Source organism: Nocardia sp. NPDC055029, from assembly GCF_053608525.1.
On the sequence record NZ_JBSGVQ010000047.1, the window covers coordinates 13768 to 31957 of the forward strand.

At 64.5% G+C, this 18190-nt stretch carries 17 protein-coding genes and 1 pseudogene; 13 read left to right on the top strand and 5 right to left on the bottom strand.

Translation table 11 applies throughout. From position 1 onward, the window contains the following. The first annotated feature begins 4 nt into the window (after positions 1-4). The 3 genes from ACWF9G_RS29910 (at position 5) to ACWF9G_RS29920 (ending at position 3099) form a co-directional block, all read left to right on the top strand. A complete protein-coding gene (locus ACWF9G_RS29910) occupies positions 5-1213 on the top strand; it encodes an acetyl-CoA C-acetyltransferase (RefSeq protein WP_452519408.1) in 1209 nt (402 codons plus the stop codon). A 275-nt stretch (positions 1214-1488) separates the two neighbouring features. Continuing rightward, on the top strand, positions 1489-2175 hold the full coding sequence (locus ACWF9G_RS29915) for a helix-turn-helix transcriptional regulator (RefSeq protein WP_452519410.1): 687 nt from the start codon (positions 1489-1491) through the stop codon (positions 2173-2175). A 36-nt stretch (positions 2176-2211) separates the two neighbouring features. Continuing rightward, complete coding sequence (locus ACWF9G_RS29920; RefSeq protein WP_452519412.1) at positions 2212-3099, top strand: alpha/beta hydrolase; 888 nt, start codon at positions 2212-2214, stop codon at positions 3097-3099. Between the two features lie 117 nt (positions 3100-3216). Here ACWF9G_RS29920 and ACWF9G_RS29925 read toward each other — a convergent pair whose 3' ends face one another. Continuing rightward, positions 3217-3705 carry a DUF6326 family protein gene (locus ACWF9G_RS29925; RefSeq protein WP_452519414.1) on the bottom strand — a complete coding sequence of 163 codons (489 nt, stop codon included), beginning with the start codon at positions 3703-3705 and terminating at the stop codon, positions 3217-3219. 159 nt (positions 3706-3864) lie between these two features. On the opposite strand from ACWF9G_RS29925, the gene ACWF9G_RS29930 reads away from it, so the two are divergent. The 3 genes from ACWF9G_RS29930 (at position 3865) to ACWF9G_RS29940 (ending at position 6617) form a co-directional block, all read left to right on the top strand. After that, on the top strand, positions 3865-5004 hold the full coding sequence (locus ACWF9G_RS29930; RefSeq protein WP_452519415.1) for a sensor histidine kinase: 1140 nt from the start codon (positions 3865-3867) through the stop codon (positions 5002-5004). Then, positions 5001-5654: a response regulator gene (locus tag ACWF9G_RS29935; RefSeq protein WP_452519417.1), complete on the top strand. Its 654-nt coding sequence runs from the start codon at positions 5001-5003 to the stop codon at positions 5652-5654. The genes ACWF9G_RS29930 and ACWF9G_RS29935 overlap by 4 nt, the downstream gene beginning before the upstream one ends. A 558-nt stretch (positions 5655-6212) precedes the next feature. Further along, a complete protein-coding gene (locus ACWF9G_RS29940) occupies positions 6213-6617 on the top strand; it encodes a hypothetical protein (RefSeq protein ID WP_452519418.1) in 405 nt (134 codons plus the stop codon). A 301-nt stretch (positions 6618-6918) separates the two neighbouring features. On the opposite strand, the gene ACWF9G_RS29945 is transcribed toward ACWF9G_RS29940, so the two are convergent. Next, positions 6919-7266 carry a histone-like nucleoid-structuring protein Lsr2 gene (locus ACWF9G_RS29945; RefSeq protein WP_452519419.1) on the bottom strand — a complete coding sequence of 116 codons (348 nt, stop codon included), beginning with the start codon at positions 7264-7266 and terminating at the stop codon, positions 6919-6921. Positions 7267-7680: 414 nt separating this feature from the next. Between ACWF9G_RS29945 and ACWF9G_RS29950 the strand changes: the two are divergent. Both ACWF9G_RS29950 and ACWF9G_RS29955 read left to right on the top strand, forming a co-directional pair. Then, positions 7681-7827 (top strand): annotated as a pseudogene (locus ACWF9G_RS29950) (proton-translocating transhydrogenase family protein); the annotation flags it as partial. A gap of 347 nt (positions 7828-8174) precedes the next feature. Continuing rightward, the gene (locus ACWF9G_RS29955; RefSeq protein WP_452519465.1) at positions 8175-9173 is read left to right on the top strand and encodes an NAD(P)H-dependent flavin oxidoreductase; all 999 of its coding nucleotides are present in this window, start codon (positions 8175-8177) and stop codon (positions 9171-9173) included. A 218-nt stretch (positions 9174-9391) separates the two neighbouring features. Here ACWF9G_RS29955 and ACWF9G_RS29960 read toward each other — a convergent pair whose 3' ends face one another. Continuing rightward, complete coding sequence (locus ACWF9G_RS29960; RefSeq protein WP_452519421.1) at positions 9392-9826, bottom strand: helix-turn-helix domain-containing protein; 435 nt, start codon at positions 9824-9826, stop codon at positions 9392-9394. A 1007-nt stretch (positions 9827-10833) separates the two neighbouring features. Between ACWF9G_RS29960 and ACWF9G_RS29965 the strand changes: the two genes are divergently transcribed. Continuing rightward, positions 10834-10968 (top strand): hypothetical protein, encoded by a 135-nt coding sequence (locus tag ACWF9G_RS29965; protein ID WP_452519423.1) that lies wholly within the window; start codon positions 10834-10836, stop codon positions 10966-10968. A gap of 467 nt (positions 10969-11435) precedes the next feature. On the opposite strand, the gene ACWF9G_RS29970 is transcribed toward ACWF9G_RS29965, so the two are convergent. Beyond that, positions 11436-12443, bottom strand: a complete 1008-nt coding sequence (locus ACWF9G_RS29970; protein WP_452519425.1) for an Lrp/AsnC family transcriptional regulator — start codon at positions 12441-12443, stop codon at positions 11436-11438. 76 nt (positions 12444-12519) lie between these two features. Between ACWF9G_RS29970 and ACWF9G_RS29975 the strand changes: the two genes are divergently transcribed. The 4 genes from ACWF9G_RS29975 (at position 12520) to ACWF9G_RS29990 (ending at position 15978) form a co-directional block, all read left to right on the top strand. After that, positions 12520-12900, top strand: a complete 381-nt coding sequence (locus ACWF9G_RS29975; protein WP_452519427.1) for a VOC family protein — start codon at positions 12520-12522, stop codon at positions 12898-12900. Between the two features lie 214 nt (positions 12901-13114). After that, entirely contained in the window at positions 13115-13318 is a 204-nt protein-coding gene (locus tag ACWF9G_RS29980; protein ID WP_452519429.1) for an nSTAND1 domain-containing NTPase, read from the top strand. A 196-nt stretch (positions 13319-13514) separates the two neighbouring features. Beyond that, positions 13515-14132 (top strand): nuclear transport factor 2 family protein, encoded by a 618-nt coding sequence (locus ACWF9G_RS29985; protein WP_452519430.1) that lies wholly within the window; start codon positions 13515-13517, stop codon positions 14130-14132. Between the two features lie 1099 nt (positions 14133-15231). Further along, positions 15232-15978 carry a GntR family transcriptional regulator gene (locus ACWF9G_RS29990; RefSeq protein WP_452519431.1) on the top strand — a complete coding sequence of 249 codons (747 nt, stop codon included), beginning with the start codon at positions 15232-15234 and terminating at the stop codon, positions 15976-15978. A 1000-nt stretch (positions 15979-16978) separates the two neighbouring features. On the opposite strand, the gene ACWF9G_RS29995 is transcribed toward ACWF9G_RS29990, so the two are convergent. Further along, positions 16979-18010: a lipase family alpha/beta hydrolase gene (locus ACWF9G_RS29995; protein WP_452519433.1), complete on the bottom strand. Its 1032-nt coding sequence runs from the start codon at positions 18008-18010 to the stop codon at positions 16979-16981. Positions 18011-18190 lie beyond the last annotated feature (180 nt).

Sequence of the window (18190 nt, forward strand, 5' to 3'; positions counted from 1 at the left end):
ATCCATGCCCGAAGCTGTTATCTGCGAACCACTGCGAACCCCGGTCGGACGATTCGGCGGCGTGTTCGAAGACATCGCCCCGCAAGAATTGGCCGCGACCGTGATCACCGAACTGATCGCGCGCACCGGACTTGTCGCCGAGGCTGTCGACGACGTCATCCTCGGTCAGTCCGCACCCAACGGCGAGGCGCCGGCGATCGGCCGCGTCGCCGCGCTGGACGCGGGCCTTGGCATCGGCGTGCCCGGCATCCAGGTGGACCGGCGCTGTGGATCGGGTTTGCAGGCCGTGCTGCAAGCCTGCTTGCAGGTGCAAACCGGGGGCAGCGATCTCGTGCTGGCCGGCGGCGTGGAATCCATGAGCCGCACCGAGTTCTACACCGACGACATCCGCTGGGGTGTCCGCGGCAACGGCCCGGTCCTGCACGATCGGCTCGCCCGCGCGCGGGTCACCGCTGGTGGCAAGAACTTCCGGGTCGACGGCGGCATGATCGAAACCGCGGAGAACCTGCGCGCCCAGTACTGCATCAGCCGTACCGACCAGGATGCGCTCGCCGTGCAGTCGCACCGGCGCGCCGTCGCCGCGCAACGCGAGGGACGTTTCGCGGACGAGATGGTGACCGTCACTGTGCCGCAACGCAAACGGGAACCCTTGCTGGTGTGCGCGGACGAGCACCCACGTGCCGATACCGACCTCGCTTCGCTGGCCCGGCTGCGTCCGATCCGGTCGGGGGTCGATCCCGAATCCACCGTGACCGCCGGCAACTCCAGCGGCCAGAACGACGGCGCCGCGCTCTGCATCGTGACGACACCGCAGCGTGCACAGGTACTCGGGCTCCGTCCGCTGGCGCGGCTGGCGTCGTGGGCGGTCGCCGGTGTCCCGCCGGCCACCATGGGCATCGGGCCGGTCCCCGCGACCGAGAAGGCGCTCGCCCGGCTCGATCTCACGCTCGACGACCTCGACGTGATCGAACTCAACGAGGCCTTCGCCGCGCAGGCCCTTGCCGTGCTGCGGACCTGGAAGATCGAACCCGACGACCCGCGCGTCAACCCCAACGGGTCGGGGATCTCCCTCGGCCATCCGGTCGGTGCCACCGGCGCCAGAATCCTGGCCACCCTGCTGCACGAACTGTCCCGCAGGGAAGGCCGGTACGGCCTCGAGACGATGTGCATCGGTGGCGGACAAGGGCTGGCCGCCGTTTTCGAACGCCTCTGATCCGCCTGTCGGGCCGGGCGCGGCTACCTGCCGCGGCCGGGCCGAGTGGATGGCCGCACCGTGGCAGCGCCGAGTATCCGATCACGGACGCCCTGAACTCCTTGCGAGCGAGGGTGTTCGGCGTTCTGCGGGGTAGTGGGTCGCTTTCAGGGGCCGCCGTTTCGCGGCGGTGTCGTAGCGCTCCCGTGCCGCGTATATTACAGTCGATGCACGCGTCGGACGAGCGACAACCAGTGATCTCACGGTGGTCTGGCATAGGGCGCTTGCGTCCCGGTGTGCTCGAGATCGAGGGTCCGCTGGGAAGTCTGCCGGGACATTCCCACCACTCCGTGCAGGTGGCCGTCGCCCACCAGGGGACGTTCGTCATCGAGGATCTCCAGGGCCGTCAGCGACGTACGAACGCGGCGATCGTTCCCGCCGATCAGACGCACGCGTTCAGCGCCGCCGGCGCCTGGGGCGTCGTGGCGCACGTCGAGCCCGAGTCTTCTCTGGGTGCCGAGCTGATCGAGCTGGTCGACGATCCGTCCCACGTTCGCGCCTGGCATCACGCGGGACAGACCCTGACCAAGGGTCACAGCGCCTACGTGGAAGGGCGCCTGCGCTCTCCCGGAAACACCTCGCACGCGCTTCATCCGGGAGTCGCCGCCGCGCGCACCCGCCTTCAGACCGAGCTGGACTCACGACCTATCCGGCTTCGCGACCTCGCCGCGACCGTTCATCTGTCGGAGAGCCGGCTGTCCCATCTCTTCGCCCAGGACCTCGGAATCACCTTCCGGGCTTACGTCAGATGGCTCCGGCTGCTCCGGGCGACCGCAGCGGTCGCGCAGGGCCGGACGCTCACCGATGCTGCTCACCTGGCGGGGTTCACCGACAGCTCCCATCTCACGAGGACCTGTCGCCGAACCTTCGGCGGCCCTCCCACCGCGTTCAACACGATCCGTTGGGAGATCCTGCCGACCTAGCAGGTTGGTCCAATCCCGGACACAGGGGAAGCGGCGATGCTCGAGCAGACCGGAAAGGAACTGCTCGTGAACACATCACCCCTCTTCGACTCCTTCACACCGGACGGCGGCGGCCCCCGACTCATCTCACTGCACTGGGTCCCGAGCGGGCCTGCACTGGCCAGTGTCGTCATCATGCACGGTCTCGGCGAGCACGCCGCCCGCTACGACAGCACGGCTCGGTTGTTCACCGCGGCTGGTTTCTCCGTGCTTGCCATGGACTACGAAGGATTCGGGCGATCCGAAGGACGCCGCGGCGACGTCCGATACCAGTCGACGGCGCGGGCCGTGGACCATCTCATCGCACACGAGCGTGCGCGAACGGGCGGCGCACCGGTCGTGCTGTACGGCCACAGCCTGGGCGGGCTCTACGCGTTCCTCTACGCAGCGGACCGGCCGGAGGCGGACGTGGCCGCGGTGGTGGTGACCGGACCCGCTTTCGACTCGGAGCTGCGGAACCAGCGTCTCAAGGTGGCCATGGTCAGGAGCATCGGCCGCGCCTTCGCCACCCTGACATTGCCGAATGGGCTGCGGTTCGAGCGTGTCAATCGCGACCCCGACGTCGTCGCCGAACGGTACGCCGATCCCTTGGTCCATGGGCGAGCGACCGCACGCTTCGCGATCGACGTCTTGGCACAGATGGATCGCGTGGCATCGGCCGCCACCCGAGTCGCCGTGCCACTACTCGTGGTTCACGGAGACGCCGATCTGATCAATCCGGTCTCCGCCAGCCGCCGGGTGGTCGACCTCGTGCCATCGGCGACACTGAGGACCTGTCCTGGCGTTTACCACGGGTTGGAGGATGAACCCGAGGGGCCGGTCATCCTGGCCGACGTCATCGCATGGATCGACCGGACGCTTCGCGGCGAGAGGAGTCCGGGGTAACCACTCCGGATAGTTCTGCTGATCTCGCGACTTCATGCTCCTGATGTGCATGAAGTCGCGAAAGCCAGTGCAACACCGAGGCAGCGGTTTCCGAACAGGACGGGGACTACTCTTGGTTCACGCTTGCTGCTGCGCGCGAACGGTTTCGGGGTCCGGGTTGGTCGCCATCGTCGCCGAAGGTGCGATGCGGGGCCAAGTCCAGGCGTACCGCAAGATGAGGGCGAGAAGGATCACTTCCAATATGATGCCGAGGCCGTAGAAGTACAGCCACGACGCGCCCACCACGTTGAATACCGTGACGGGGACGTAGAGCGAAGCCACGATGAGGTTCGCGATGCGGCTCACCTTGGCGGGCAGCGTCATCGACAGCACGACCATGAAGATCGGGACGGCCATGAGGGTCAGCGCCGCGGTCGAAAAGGTCTGGGAGAGAGCGAACTCGAAGACCATGCCGTCGAGGATGTCCTCGACGACGCCGGGCGTGAAGAAGTTGAGAATGTCCACGTAGGCGTACAGGAACATGAAGCTCGTCCACGCTGCGGCGAGCTTGGCTCGCACCGGCATCGGCTGGTCTTCCAGCGTGGTGGTGGGTTGACGTGTACTCATCAAGGGCTCCGTTGTAGGGCGGATCGGTACGTCCACGATCGCTGGGCCTGGCGCCGGGCACACCGGCCCGGAGGCTGGAGTTCGCCTGGCCGATGGCATGATCCCTCTCTCGTTCTTTCGGCGGGTACGCCGAGGCGCGCCGATCCCTATGCTGAAGCCGTGGTCACTGTCCGGCGCTCCCTCTGGCATGAGCCGCGGCCTGGTGACGCCCCACCCATCGGTCGTCTCGACTGGCTGCTGGTTGGCGTGTTCGCGGCCGCCACCTTGGTCGAAAGCATCGTTCGGCCGGGCTTGGCCTGGCGACCCCTGGTAGCGGTGCTCGCCCTGGCGCTGATGCCTGCCCTGCTCTGGCGGCGAAGCCGCCCCCTGATGGCCGCCCTGGTCGGGTGGGGCGTCGCCGGGCTGCTCTCGGTCCTGCAGCTGACTACGCATGCCGGGGACCTCGGCCTCTACTCCATGATGGCCGACTTGATCCTGCTCTACGCCCTGGTGCGGTGGGGCTCGGGACGCGAGATCGTCGTGGGGACGGTGTTCGTGGCAGTCGTCGTCGCGCTGGGGATGTACGCCTCCTCCGCGGGCTCGGCCGACGTTTTCGGCGGAAGCGTCCTCTTGCTGTTGTTCGTCGCCCTGGCGGCGGTGTTCCGCTACCGCGCGGACCTCTGGCATCGCCAACGGCGCGAGATCCGCAATCAGGAACGGGTGGCGCTGGCGCGCGAGCTGCACGACACCGTGGCCCACCACGTCTCGGCCATCGCGGTGCAGGCGCAGGCCGGTGGCGTGGTCGCCGCCATCCAGCCGGAGAAGGCTGCCGAGGTCCTGGCCGCGATAGAGTCCGAAGCGTCGCGAACCCTGGCAGAGATGAGATCCATGGTGCGGGTGCTGCGTGCGGAGGAAGCCGTCGCCTACTCACCGCAACGGGGTGTCGCGGACCTGCCTGCTCTGGCGCGCGCCGACGCGACGCCCACCGTCGAGGTCTCGCTGGACGGTTCGTCGACCCGGCTGGCACGACCCGTGGACGCCGCGCTCTACCGGCTCGCGCAGGAGTCCCTGACCAACGCCGTACGGCACGCCCGGAGCGCGACCCGCGTCGGGATCGACGTACGCCGGGACGGCGACACCGTCAGGCTGCGGGTCAGCGACGATGGACAGACCGAGCCGGGCCCGGTCCCGAAACCTGGATTCGGCCTGCTGGGCATGGCCGAACGCGCCCATCTCCTCGGCGGATCGCTCTCCGCGGGGCCGGGGCCCGAGGGTGGTTGGGTGGTCGAGGCAGTGCTGCCCGTGGATGCGCCGGCATGAGCATTCGTGTGGTTGTAGCCGACGACCAGGACTTGGTCCGGACCGGGCTGGTGATGATCCTCGGCGCGCAACCCGACCTCGAGGTCGTGGGGGAGGCGGCCGACGGGCTCGCAGCGCTCGACCTGGCGACCCGGCTGCGTCCCGATGTCCTCCTGGTCGACATCCGGATGCCCGGGCTCGACGGCATCGAAGTGACGCGACGCCTTGCGGGGCCAGGCGTCACGGACCCGATGGCGGTTGTCGTGATCACCACCTTCGACCTCGATGAGTACGTCCTCGGCGCCCTACGCGCCGGCGCCCGCGGCTTCCTGCTCAAAGACGCCGGGCCGGGGCTCCTCGTGCAGGCCATCCACGCGGCGGCCGACGGGGACGCGCTGATCGCCCCCAACGTCACCCGCCGGCTGCTGGCGACCTTCGCCGACCAGGCGCCGGTGGTACCGGTCCAGCCCATCGACCCGCTCACCGAGCGCGAGGAGGAGGTGCTCGCGCTGGTGGCACGCGGCCGGACCAACGCCGAGATCGCCATCGAGCTCTTCGTCGGCCTGAGCACGGTCAAGACCCACGTCGCATCGTTGATGAGCAAGCTCGGCGCCCGCAACCGCGTCGAGATCGCGATGTGGGCATACGACACCAGACGCGGAGCCGATTAGCGGGTGCAGATTGCAGCGTGAGCTGTCTACTCTCGGCGGCTGACTCATCGGCGCAGGATGTCGGGTAGGGGGCCTTTTCAGGGTGAACTTCCGGGTCTTTCCGGGATCCGGAGACCGAATCAGATTGCTACGGTCCGTGCATGAACCAAGATTCCCGCTCTCCAACAACGAATTCTGGTATGCGTGCCCGGTTGTCGACGTCGCGATCGAAGCGAGGGTGGGTAGGCAGGGATTCTGTTGCCAGAGGTGGTGGGCAGCCATGACGACAGTGGTCACCAGCAGCACCCGGTCTTCGAACCATAATCCCCAGGGTCGGCCTCGCAAAGGCCGGTCGGCGCCATCTCACCGCAACTGGGTGATCAGGCGAGCGAACTTGCGCGGCTGCAGGCCGGAGAACAGCTCCACTATCACCGGGGCAGTCGCCGAGATCACCACTGGTGACACGATACCGTTGCCGCTCAATAACGTACGGGACAGTTCTTAGCTTGGGTAGTCGCGATCGACGTGAGTGTGCCTGCCCCTGAACCAGTTTCGGATCTGTATGCCAGAATCACCCGAATGATGGTGAATCGAATCGCGGCGGGTGTGTCGGTTGTGGTGGCAGGGGTTGTGTTCGCGCCGGGGACTGCGGTTGCGGAGTCCTACCAGCCGCCGCAGTTGGCGTTCGTGGCGCAAGGCGACGATTCCATCGTGGCCACGATCATCAACCCGAACGACAGGGGAGTGTGTTTTGCGGTGATCGGGATCGATGGTTCGGTGCATGAATTCACCGAACACGATCCCGCCGGCTCAGCGGGTCCAGGCAGTACCGTGCGTCCTGTCCGCTCGGGTCTGGCTCCAGGTCGTTACCAGCTCAGCGGCTTCTGCGGTAGCTCCCACACTTCACCCGATCAGGTCAAGGGTTCCGACTACACCGTGGAAGTGCCGGCGTCGAAGCCTTCGACTGGGTCCTTCGGTTCCTGACGTTCGGTCGTCCTGATCGTGCGCTCGAACATAACGGTTAGGATTTCGGAGTCGCTAGGAGCCCTTGATCACCCGCGAGTCTGTGATATCTACCGCGGGCAACGCGCGAACTCCTTTCTTCCTCATGGAAGTCAGGTTGAGTATTTCGGCGCGGCGTAGCCGATGTTCTGTCGATCGGTGACAGGTGTCGGGTCTGGTTCGAGTAGCTGTCGTCGAGGACTTGGCACAACGGTGGGTGCCACCACCGCTGGATCCGTGCCCCGCTGCTCGTGCCCGGGTTGTCCGGGCACGAGCAGGTCGGTCAGGCGACCGCCTTGTTGTAGGCGTCGACGATCTCGGCGGCGATGCGGCCGCGCGCGGAAACTTTGTGGCCGTTTTCTGCGGCCCAGGTGCGGATCGCGGTGAGATCGTTGGGGTTTCGCGCAGGCTTGGCCGGGGATGGAATGGGTCGGCTGGTGGATTTGGCCGTGCGGCCGGTTTTGCGGGCGTGCGGGACCCACTGCTCCATGGTGTCACGCAGCGTGGCTGCGTTGTTGTCGGAGAGGTCGATTTCGTAGAGGGCACCATCGACACCGAAGGTGACCGTTTCGGTAGCGGGTGTGGTGCCGTCGATGTCGTCGACGATGTTGACTACCACTTTGCGTGCCATGCGGCTTGTCCTGTCTGCTCGATGAATTGGCCAACGCTGCCGCCCGGTTTCTGGGAAGCCTGCGCGTGTTCGACTATGCCACGACCAAATTTCGTGCGTAAAGCACGCTTTCGATGATCCTCGCATCACAGGCGAGCCGGTTGTCAACCCCAAGATGCTGTCGGACTGCTCGAGCGAATGGGTCTATCTTCGCAAATCCGGTCGACTTCGGTGGGGGAGCGGCCTGGACGTGTCGGTCCAGCAGTGTCCATGTTCGGAAAGCTGGAGTGCAGCGTAGGGCGCCGGTAACGGCACCCCCTCGGCGACGAACTCGTAGTCCATGATTGCCAGATTCACCCGCCGAGGCAGGGTGACCTCACCTCCTGCGGAGCGCAGGCACCGAAACAGCCGATGTCGCCGGGCCGTCGGGTCGGGATCGCGGTCGCGGCACTGCTCCAGATCGGGTACGGCGACTGGTTGATCACACTGTTGTCGTCCGCGGCAATTCTGCTCGCGAGCATCAATGTCTTCGGTGGCTCCGCGGTGACTCGCCGGATGCTCGCCATGTTCTCCCGCAGTTGACGTGCACATGACAACCGGAGTGGTTCCATGATTTCCGTTGAGACCGGCGCCACCTCGGCGTACCTGGTCGCGGCGCTGTTATTTGTTGTCGGCGACCTAGCCCGCGGTGGCTCGTGGGCCTGCGGAAGCGACAAGCGAATCCAACGACTCCGGACAGGAGTGGCGTCGTCCACCAACCCGAGGGCACGACTGGGCGGTCGCGGCGCCGCCGATCGGATCGGCACGGTGATTGACGCCACGATCGATATGCAACTGGTTGCATATGGGTCGGTGTGCGTCCTATCGTGCAGGAACTGACGTTCGCCCGGCGGCTCGACCGCTGGTCCGTCCTGCCTTCGGAGGATTCAATGGCACTGCCCCTGCAGCTTTCCGGCCGCCTGTCCCTGCCTGTGGTCGCCTCGCCGATGTTCATCGCGTCGGGCCCCGAGCTCGTCATCGCCCAGTGTCAGGCCGGGATCGTCGGATCGTTTCCGGCGCTGAACGCGCGGCCAGCGTCGCAGCTCGGCGACTGGCTCGAACGCATCGTCGAGGAGAACGCGGCATTCGCGGCGGCGAACCCGGAGGCGGTGGTGGCGCCGTTCGCGGTCAATCAGATCGTGCATCGCTCCAACGATCGGCTCGAGCAGGACATGGCGGTCATCGTCGAGCACGAGGTGCCGATCGTGATCAGTTCGCTAGGCGCGCGGACCGAGATCAACGACGCGGTGCACTCCTACGGCGGACTCGTGCTCCACGACGTGATCAACAACGAGTACGCGCGCAAGGCGATCGAGAAGGGCGCCGACGGGCTCATCGCGGTGGCCGCGGGCGCCGGCGGGCATGCCGGGACCCAGTCGCCCTTCGCGCTGATCCAGGAGATCCGCACCTGGTTCGACGGTCCGCTGCTGCTGTCTGGTTCCATCGCACACGGCCGGTCGATCCTGGCGGCTCAGGCCGCCGGTGCCGACCTGGCCTACATCGGCTCGGCGTTCCTGTCGACCACCGAGGCCAACGTCGTGCCCGGCTACCGGCAGATGGTCGTCGACTCCACCGCGGCCGACATCGTCTACAGCAATCTGTTCACCGGCGTGCACGGGAACTACTTGCGCGGCAGCATCGTCGCCGCTGGTCTCGACCCCGACAACCTGCCCGAGTCGGACCCCTCGCAGATGAATTTCGGTTCGTCCGGCACCGATGCCAAGGCCTGGCGCGATGTCTGGGGTGCGGGTCAGGGCATCGGTGCCGTCACCGAAGCCGGGTCGACCGCCGACCTTGTGGCGACCCTGCGCCGCCAGTACGAGCAGGCCTGCGGCGATCTCGCGTCCACGGTCGGACACCTGACTGGGGCCGTGGTTTCGGCGCGCTAGCGGCACCTCCGTCGCGAGTTTCCGGCGGCTCCACAACGAGCCCGCCGGAAACTGCCCGGGTCCTGCGCTAGATCGCTCGCTCGCCGGGCCGCGGCCAGTCGACGCAGCTCGGTGGTACCGGCGCGATGTTTCCAATGGGGTGTGGGATTTCGCGAGTACGAGAAGCTACGTGCCTACGACGGCGACATGGCTGTGCGGGCGCTTCACCTGTTCCAGTGTCACCAAACCGATGCTGTACCAGGGTCGTTTTTCCAGAGGACTTCTGGACTGCTTCGACGCGGTGCCGGCAAAGCGTCAGACCAGGTGGGTGTATACACAGACACCCAGACTGCGCAGGTGCTCGAGAGCTTCTTCGTCACCTGAGGTGAGCCAAAATTGCTATCCCAGACACCGTCCGGAGTTCGAGGCACCCAGTGCTCATTTCCGTAGCTGCCCAACACCCTGCGGATTGGGGGTGGATCCTCAGCCAGCGGTGCGACGGATGCGGGCGGGCGGACCTCGGGAGTTTGGTCTTCCCACGCGCCGACGTCGGCGAGGCGGTATCGACGGTGTCGGCCGAGACGGGCATAGAGCGGCCCTGTGCCGTTGCAAGACCAGGCAGCCAGGGTCTTGGCTGGGATCTGCAAGCGCTGGGCGAGATCGGCGGTGGTCAACCATTTCTCGTCATCGGCCGCGGTTGGTGTCGCGGGCTACGTGCCGTGGACCGCGTCCCGAGCAGACGCTGAAGCTCCCAGGTGCGCACGGTATCGACGGTGTCGGCCGAGATGGCTGTAGCGGGGGCCGGTGCCTGCGGAGGCCCAGGAGGCGAAGGTTTGAGGGGGATGTGCCAGCGCGAGGCGAGATCTGGGCTGGTGAGCCAGGTTTCGCCGTCGGGCATAGGGGAAGCAGAGTTCGCCGTGTCAGGCGATGGAGGAGCGGAAGGCATGCGTCGCTCACTGATGTGTTGCGATCAGTAGCTCTTCCTGCGGTCGAGTATATCGGAGGCCCGCTGACGGCCTCGGGAGCTTGGGGGCCCGCCGGGACCGGGCGATACCTGGCGGGTGTGAGTCAGGACGACGCCGGGCGGCGTTGGCTTGCCCTCGAACCGTCCTACCGGGATACGCCGAGTGCCCCAACCGGGGCAATTGTGTGATGTCGGACACAAATGCTGAGTTGGGCGGCTCATGGTCGCTCTTTGGGCAGAAATCGGTGCTCCCGGAGCCGTTGACGAACCCCGCCGACGTCATTTTTGTGCTGTAACTGTGTGTATGGGCCGAACCACGTCAAGTCCCGGAACACAAGAAAACCCCCTCCGACCGAGGTCAGAGGGGGTTTTCACTGTCGGGCTGACAGGATTTGAACCTGCGACCACCTGGCGACGGTTCCAGTTCCTCGGAAGCTGCCCAACGGTTCCCAATAATGCTGGTAGTCAACATTTTTCATGTGGTCGATGCGCTGGCGGGTTCTCATTGTTTCCCGTCGATTCCGGTCAAAAGTGTGTGTTTGTTGTGTGTTGGTTTCAGGTGTGCATCCGGTGGCGGTGTGGGCTGATCTTGTTCGGAGTGGAGCAGGAAGGAACAGAGATAGCCTGAAGGCCGAGCGACTGAAGGACCTGGGGGATAGGGCACCCCGGCCGTCGTCCACTTGCTCTGCAGGACAACAACGAAGGAGGCACCACCCTGTGCGAACAACTCAAATCGTCGTGTTCGCCGTCGCCGCGGCTGCCTTGGCCGTGGTTGGTGCGCCAGCGATCTACTGGATCATCTGGGCCGCGATCGTCGTACTCGCGACTGCCCTGTGGATCGTTAGGCGCTGATGGCTGCCGTCTACCCGAGCCGTACCCAGTCGCTGAACAGATCGGCGTCGCTCCACCGACTCTGGGTGGGCGGCGGTCACAGCTACGCTCGATGAAATCTACAGCTCAGTCCGTCAATACAAGGGGAACGACCATAACCGACCTGTACCCGAAGACCCTCGGCCCCGCGCGGCTGCCGCTGTTCAGCACCCCACCTCACTGTGACGCAACCCCGTCAACTGTCGACCAGGTCCCCGGTAACCAGCTGCCTGCCTTCCTCGCTGCCCCGGCTTCACACGAGCAAGACCGGCCGTGTTGACCAGTCATAGGGTTCTGTCGCCCCGAGGCCCCTGGAGAACCGCCACCATCGCTTTAGGCCACTAGGCGAACCGGGTAGTGAGTTCGGTCGCGATGATGAATGGTCGGCCAACGCTCACTTCGTCGCCTCCGAAAGACAGAGGGGATGTGTAGGAACATGACCGCAGCGCTCAGGAAGGTGGCAATAAGGGCGGACCAGCTCGCTTGATCCATCGGGAGACAATCTCCGTGTGAACTCGGTGCACACCAGGAAGTGTGCCGATGCGGTCGGAGAGGTAGTCGTGGAGTTCGTTCGTGGTGGTGACCTCGACGAGGGCGACGATGTTGCTTGTTCCCGTGGTCGTGGCGGCGAAGGCAACTTGTGTGTGTGAGCCGAGCGCGGCGGTGACGGTCCGGAGTGCGGCTGGTTGCACATCCAGCCAGCAGATCACGTCGACGTACCGTCCGTAGAGCTTGGGATCGACCTCGACCTCGAACATCAGCACACCCCGGGCAGTCAACTCCACGATCCTGCGGCGCACCGTGGATTCCGGGATGCTTGAGGCACTGGCGAGCCGGGCAACACTCGTGCGGCCGTCGGCTGCCAGCAGCCGCAGCAGTCTCTCGTCATCAGGCGACAGCGACGCCGATGTGCCCTGGCCCATAGCAGACGGTTTCAGAGCTTCCTGCTCGGTGGCTGTCAGTGCCTGCAGCCGACCAGGCCACCCACCAACACCTGCGACAGGCATGAGCAGTCTTTGGGCGGTCACTGTCCCGCCGGCTGTCCCGCGCCGGAACTGCTCGAGCGCGGCGCTCCCTTCTCCGGTCGCGGTGGGCACGCGGAGGATGCAACTGAGCCCGCCACTACCTGCCAGGGATGCGATCCATGCTGTGTCCGACCGGGCGGCAAGAATGCGCGCGACGGCATCTACAGACGCGGGCGTAGCCGTGATGCGCAGGAACCAGTCCTCCTGAGCTCGCTGGTCATGGCCGGTGATGCCGAACACGCGCAGCGCCAGCTGGGACCGCAGCCGGTGATAGCGGCGGGAGACAGTCCGTTCGGACAACCCCAGAACCGTCGCGATTCGCGCGAACGACGCACGGCCGTCGAGCTGTAGGGCGTGCAGCATCCGCCGATCGTCCTCGTCAAGCTTGACGTGATCCACCACAATCAGCAGCCTAGCGTTGGAATCCACCACAATTCGACACCGTGAGCGACTATCCACCGCCCCTCTTCCAGAGTTGAGGCACCAAACATCCCACAGCATCAGAAGAATGCCCGTGCTCACCGTCCTGCCCATCCGCTATGTCGCCGACGTGGCCGCATCCCGCCGCTTCTATGAAGGCCTCGGCCTCACCTACCGTGCAGACGTCAGTGTCGCTGTGTGGGCTCACCTGGACGCTCCGGCAGGCGCGGTCGGTGTCCACGACGCCGCCGTCTCCAAGGGACGCCCCCCTGGCACTGTCGAGCTCGGATTCTCCACCGATGAGCGGCTCGAGGAGGTATCCGCCCGGCTCGCTGCCGACGGATACGAGCACACCCTCGTAGACGAGGACTTCGGCCGCAGCATCCGCGTCACCGACCCCGACGGTGTCGTCCTCCAGATCCAAGAGATCGATCCGGAAACCATGCGTCGCTCCCAATCACGGCTGTGAGACAGGGTCGAGAATCGAATTAGCCCAACGCGACTCGGCACCCGAACGATCGGCACGTACGGTTCGATTCGGTAACGAGCAGAAGTCGAAATAGGTTGATATACAGCGTATTTCCGATCCTATACGCCGGAACCGGCAACCACAGTGAATGAAGGGTGGTCATGAAGGACATCGCCGACCGCGATGTCCCCGCGCACGGCGACGATCTACGAGGTTGTCGCCGTGCGCGGAAGAGGCCTACGCGAAGCTCTCTGACAAGCAGCGAGACGAAGCTCGCCGCGTCTTCGTCCGGCTGGCGGCTCCCGGTGACCCTGGTCGTGTGTACGCCGAGCGCGTGCCGCGCAGCGATCTGTTCGCCGATGTGGACGAGTGCCAGCTAGCGGACAACTCCACTGTGGTGGAGGCGTTCGCCGAGTAGCGGCTGATACGTCGAGTATGACGGGTCATCGAGATCGCCCACGAGGCCTACAAGGCAAGTGGACGATGACCGAGTCGTGCGCCCGCCCGGGAAGGTCATACTGGCATGGTCACTTCTAGACCTGTCAGTGGCTCTTCCACTTTCACGAAACCTGAAATCGCAGAGGCCAGCTCGTCGGAGTCAGGGGCGTGGACCGATGAGTGGCTCAAATGATTCCGACGGGTTTGATGCGCTCCCGAGTCGAGACCACGCTGTCGCGTCGGCTTCCGCGGTTGGGCGCCGACCCGACGACGCGGTCGCGTTCGTCGAATCCGTGGAGCACGCGACGAACGAGTACGTCACCGAGGCGATCTACGAAATCTTCGCAACGGACGCGCGACAGGTGATAATCACCGACGGCGCACTCGAGGAATCCATCGGTATCGATGCGATCCACGAGGCGTGGGCGAGGACCTGTGCCGGATTCGAAGCAACCCGATTCAGCGTCTCCAAGCGCCTCGTCGCCGCAACCGGTGAGACGATAGTCAACGAATGGTACGGCGGACCACGCGGACATAGAACCGGGCGCGGCATCGAGGTCTGGCGATTCGACCATCAGAGCAAGGTTGTCGAACAGCGCCTCTTCAACTATCTCAAGGTCAGATCCGTCCTGCACCCCCTTCAGGTCCTGCAACTGCTACTCAGTTCGCGCCGCGTGACGGTGGCAGTTGGATGGGCGAGGCTCACTAGATCGTTCAGGATCGATGCTTTGTCGCTGCCTTCCAAGCTGCGATACGACCACGAACGGAGGTCGAGAAGCTGCACGCAAAGCTGAAACTGGCCGAACTGCCGAGTCCCAGGAATGTATGGATGCCTCAGGACGTGGTTTTCGCTGGGGCGCTCTGCCCTGCATCCGGCAGGAACCTTGGATTTCGAACGGCGGAGTCAGCCCGGCGGCGGTCGGCATGACCGAACATCAGTCACCTGATCGCGCAGGAGTCCGGCCATTCGGGGGACCGTGCTTGCCATCGACCGTGAGGTGTGTCAGCGAACTCCGCAATCTCGGGACGAAACCAAGCGAGGTTCGGATCTTGTCAGGACGTCGGGCCCAGCGGCGCAGGACCTCCGGGTGAACCTGGATGTGCGCAGCCGCGACTTTTGTGGTGGCCCACCGGTGTAGCGGCGGCGTCGAGGATGCAGGCTCAGTGGACATTGCGGCTACTTCGCCGGCAACCATCAGCGCCGCAGTCCATTCGGGATGTACCCGTCACTCGGCGCGCAACCTGAGTCGACAGTGGTTCATCTTCGGGCTGGCAATTGCGTTGTGGTGGTTGTTGATCGGCTACCCAGTATCTCGGCGGGGATAGGGGTATTGGTCCAGCCGACACAATTGTGGCCGAGCTGCTGTTGCTGGTACGGGCTTGCCTTGGCCTGCGTCGACAACAGAAGGTATCTCGGCGCCCCAGCGACCGCGGTTGGATCGATCGGATGTGAGGGCGTCGGGCACCTACTCCCGCCCGATCAGTAGCTGTTCCAATCTCCAGGGAACACGATTTGGCTAGATTTGTTGGGCTCGGCAAGCTCGAACAGAATCAAGGCGCGCGGGGGTCGCTGGTCCGAAGCCAGCTAGGACCACCAGAAAGCAGCAGGTCATAGCCGCAACTAGCGTGGTCCAGTGCAACAGTGTCAGTTCTGAGCATCACTGGCCTCGGAGCAGGCAGACACCTGGCGCGGGCAGTTCCTGGCCGTGTCGCTGCTGGATTCGGAGTCGTCGGTAGTTCACCTGTGCGGCATGATCGGCGACCGGACCGCCGTGCGGGGGACATGTTCGAGGGTCATCGAACCCGGATCGTCGGTTGAAAGAAGCGGCACCGTATCTAGCCACCAGCGGTCCGGTAGGTTGTACTCAGTCGATTTAATACTGGGAGTGGTTGATGGCGGTTTCCTGGAACCTCGATTCACGGACTCTGGTCGTCCGTATCGCCGACAGTCTGCGCGAGCAGATCATCACGGGGGATCTCGAACCGGGTGCCCACATCCGCCAGGATGAATACGCCGAGGCGTTCGGTGTCAGCCGGACGCCTCTGAGAGAAGCGTTCCGGCTCCTCGAAGCAGAAGGTTGGGTGGCGATCCGGCCTCGGTCTGGGGTTCAAGTTGTTCGCTTCTCGCCCGCCGAAGTTCAGGACATCCTCGTCTTACGCATGTTGCTGGAACCTCTCGCGGTTCGGGTCGCGGCGCTGAATCACTCGGAGGAAGAGGCAGTCGAACTGAGGGAAATGCACAGTCGGTGGCTAGAGAGTCGTCCGGAGGCGCACGCTCGGACCGACGAGTTCGATGCGGCGAACCAAGAGTTCCATTTCGCTCTGTACGGTCTCGCGACAGTGGATCCTGACCCACTTCTTGTCAGCTTGCGCGGTTACTGGGAGCGGTTTTCACGCTATCGGCGGGTGTACCATGGCAGGTCTACCGACTCGATCACCCGATCGAGTGACGAACACGAAGCTTTGCTGAAAGCGTGGCTCGCGCGGGATGCGGATGGGGCCGAAACCATTCTGGCACAGCATATTTTGCACGCAGGCTGTTCTTTGGTGCGCTCGCTCGGTGGTGATGAGCCGCCGAGATTCTCGCAACTGCTGGTCCAACTCGCCCAGAGGTACGACTGCGATCTAGAGGGCCAATAGCTCTGCGCCTGCAAGGTTCTCGCCGTAGGTGCTCACTACGAGGTCGTCACTGAAGCGTCGGTGACGCGGAGGTTTGCCCGAAACACGGTTCAGTACAGAGGCATCGACTGAACCCGTAGTATTCGACAGTTCCGAGGGCTGGGTGCGCGGGTGGCGGACGTGCTCTGCACGTCGGACTGCGAGATCGGCGAGACCGCTACGATCGTGTGTGGCTACGCCGGTTTACGACGGGCGACTTCCGGTTCCTTACCCCTCAGATCGTGTTCCCGGACGGCGGTGAGCCACGCGCGAGGATCTGATGTACGGCATCCTTGGCAAATCACCGTATCAGGAAGTATTTCAGCAACTTTCGGGCTCAATCGCTCACGCCAGCGGCTCGCGAAATCGGACCAACGATCGGCGACGGAGATCGGTCGAATGATGTCATTCGACCAGACATGGGCGACGGTCAGCACGACTATCTGAACGCAGACTGTGAGTACGACGACCGTCATCATGGCGAGTTAGATCCGCTCGCTCATCGCGGCGTTGGCCATCTGACTCTTGCACATCTCATGCAGGTCATGGCGCCCGTCGGTGGGGAAGCGCAATGACGGAACTGTGGCGGTGGCCTTCGATGTGAACATCGCCCGGGTATGAGGACGTTCGAAATCCTCGCCTGGAAGGCTGGACAGTCGTCCACCGGCTGAGCGCCCCCTGCACCTAGCGTGGAACAAATCCACAACGACCGTTCGGGTCAACTTGCCCTCCTGGGTTGGCGACGCTCACCGTCGGCGTCCTGAACGGGAACACATACTGACTGTATGTCAGTAGCATTCTGGTTGTCAAAGTGAACTTTGCCAACCAGAAACCGGTTTCCGCTGCCGTCAGCACGGCCCGGGCTATTTTGACGTTGCCAGCCGGGGGGCTCACCTAAGGTTTCGAGGTTTCGGTCGTCATTCGACGTCTGTCCGGGTTAGTGTGGGCTAGCTCTATCGATGTGCTCGCGGGTACACGACGATCAGTGCTCGAAGACGTATGGCCGCAGTTCCGGCTCGGCGTTGACACGGGGGTGCTGCGCGAGTCGTGCAGTGACGGACGCGATTACGGATGCCACCTCGCGTGGAAGTGTTGACACATCGACCCCTGGCATGAACAGCCGCGAGCAGACATCGTGCCGGATTCGTGCAGGGTCGGCCGGGCCTGGATGGGTGAACGCGTCCATGGCAATGGCAAAGGTCGTCGCGTCAAATACCCCTACACCGAAATGCTCGGAGAGTCGGAGTGAGCAGAGGTCCTGCACGCCGATGTTGCTGATAGCTCCGCCACCGGTACGTAGGCTTGAGCTGCCGTTGACATTGAGGTTGGGCTGAACGATCGGATCGGTGCGAGTGTAGACGTTGGTATAGGAGATACCGGCAAAGGTTTCCTGCCCCGAGTTCATCGCTCTGGTGTATCGCGAATCGGTACCCTGCTGCCAGGCGGCCGGTGGGCATCCCAGCGTCGCGTTGCACGTCAGGTCGACGATCAGGCTGCCGTGATTCGTCGCCGCGATACCGACGTAGTCGTCGACCAGGGGACGAAGGTCCGGCCAGAAGCGCATCGCGAAGCGCGGCTGGGTTCCCCCTTGACTGTGGCCGACAATGTTCACCGCCCGGCCGCTGATCTGATGCACGTACCTGATTGCATTGGCGACGTACTCCGCCGCGATCTGGGCATCGCCCAGAGCATGATCGGGATCAGCTACGGAACAATACGGCCAGCCGAGCTGGTCCAAAGAACGGAACCAGCCGAGGCGGTAATTCTCTTCAGGCGTCAAGCCCGTGCCAGGTACGAACAGGACGACATTCCGTTCGGCGCTATGAGCCGCCGGCGTACATGTAATACTTGCCGCGAGCTGGTCGTCGGGCACCGACAGCGCGGGCCCCGGGACGTCGACCGCAGCGAACGGGCGGGGATCCCCAGCTGCTGGAGCCGCGCTCACTGTCAGCACGATCGCTGTCGCTGCTGCTAGTCCAGTCGTCATGATTCTTCGAGCGATGTACTTGTGCATATTCTGTTCGCTTCGGTTCAGTTCCCGTGCAGCTTCCGTGGGAGGGCCATGGGGCGTGTATCGAGCAAGGGACGGAGATGCGCCGCGGGCGGCCGCCGCGGATTGGCCTCAGCAGGCTGACTGCCGAATCCTGCGGTGCCGAGGATCGCGACAAAGCGAGCATCCAGTACGTTCTGACCG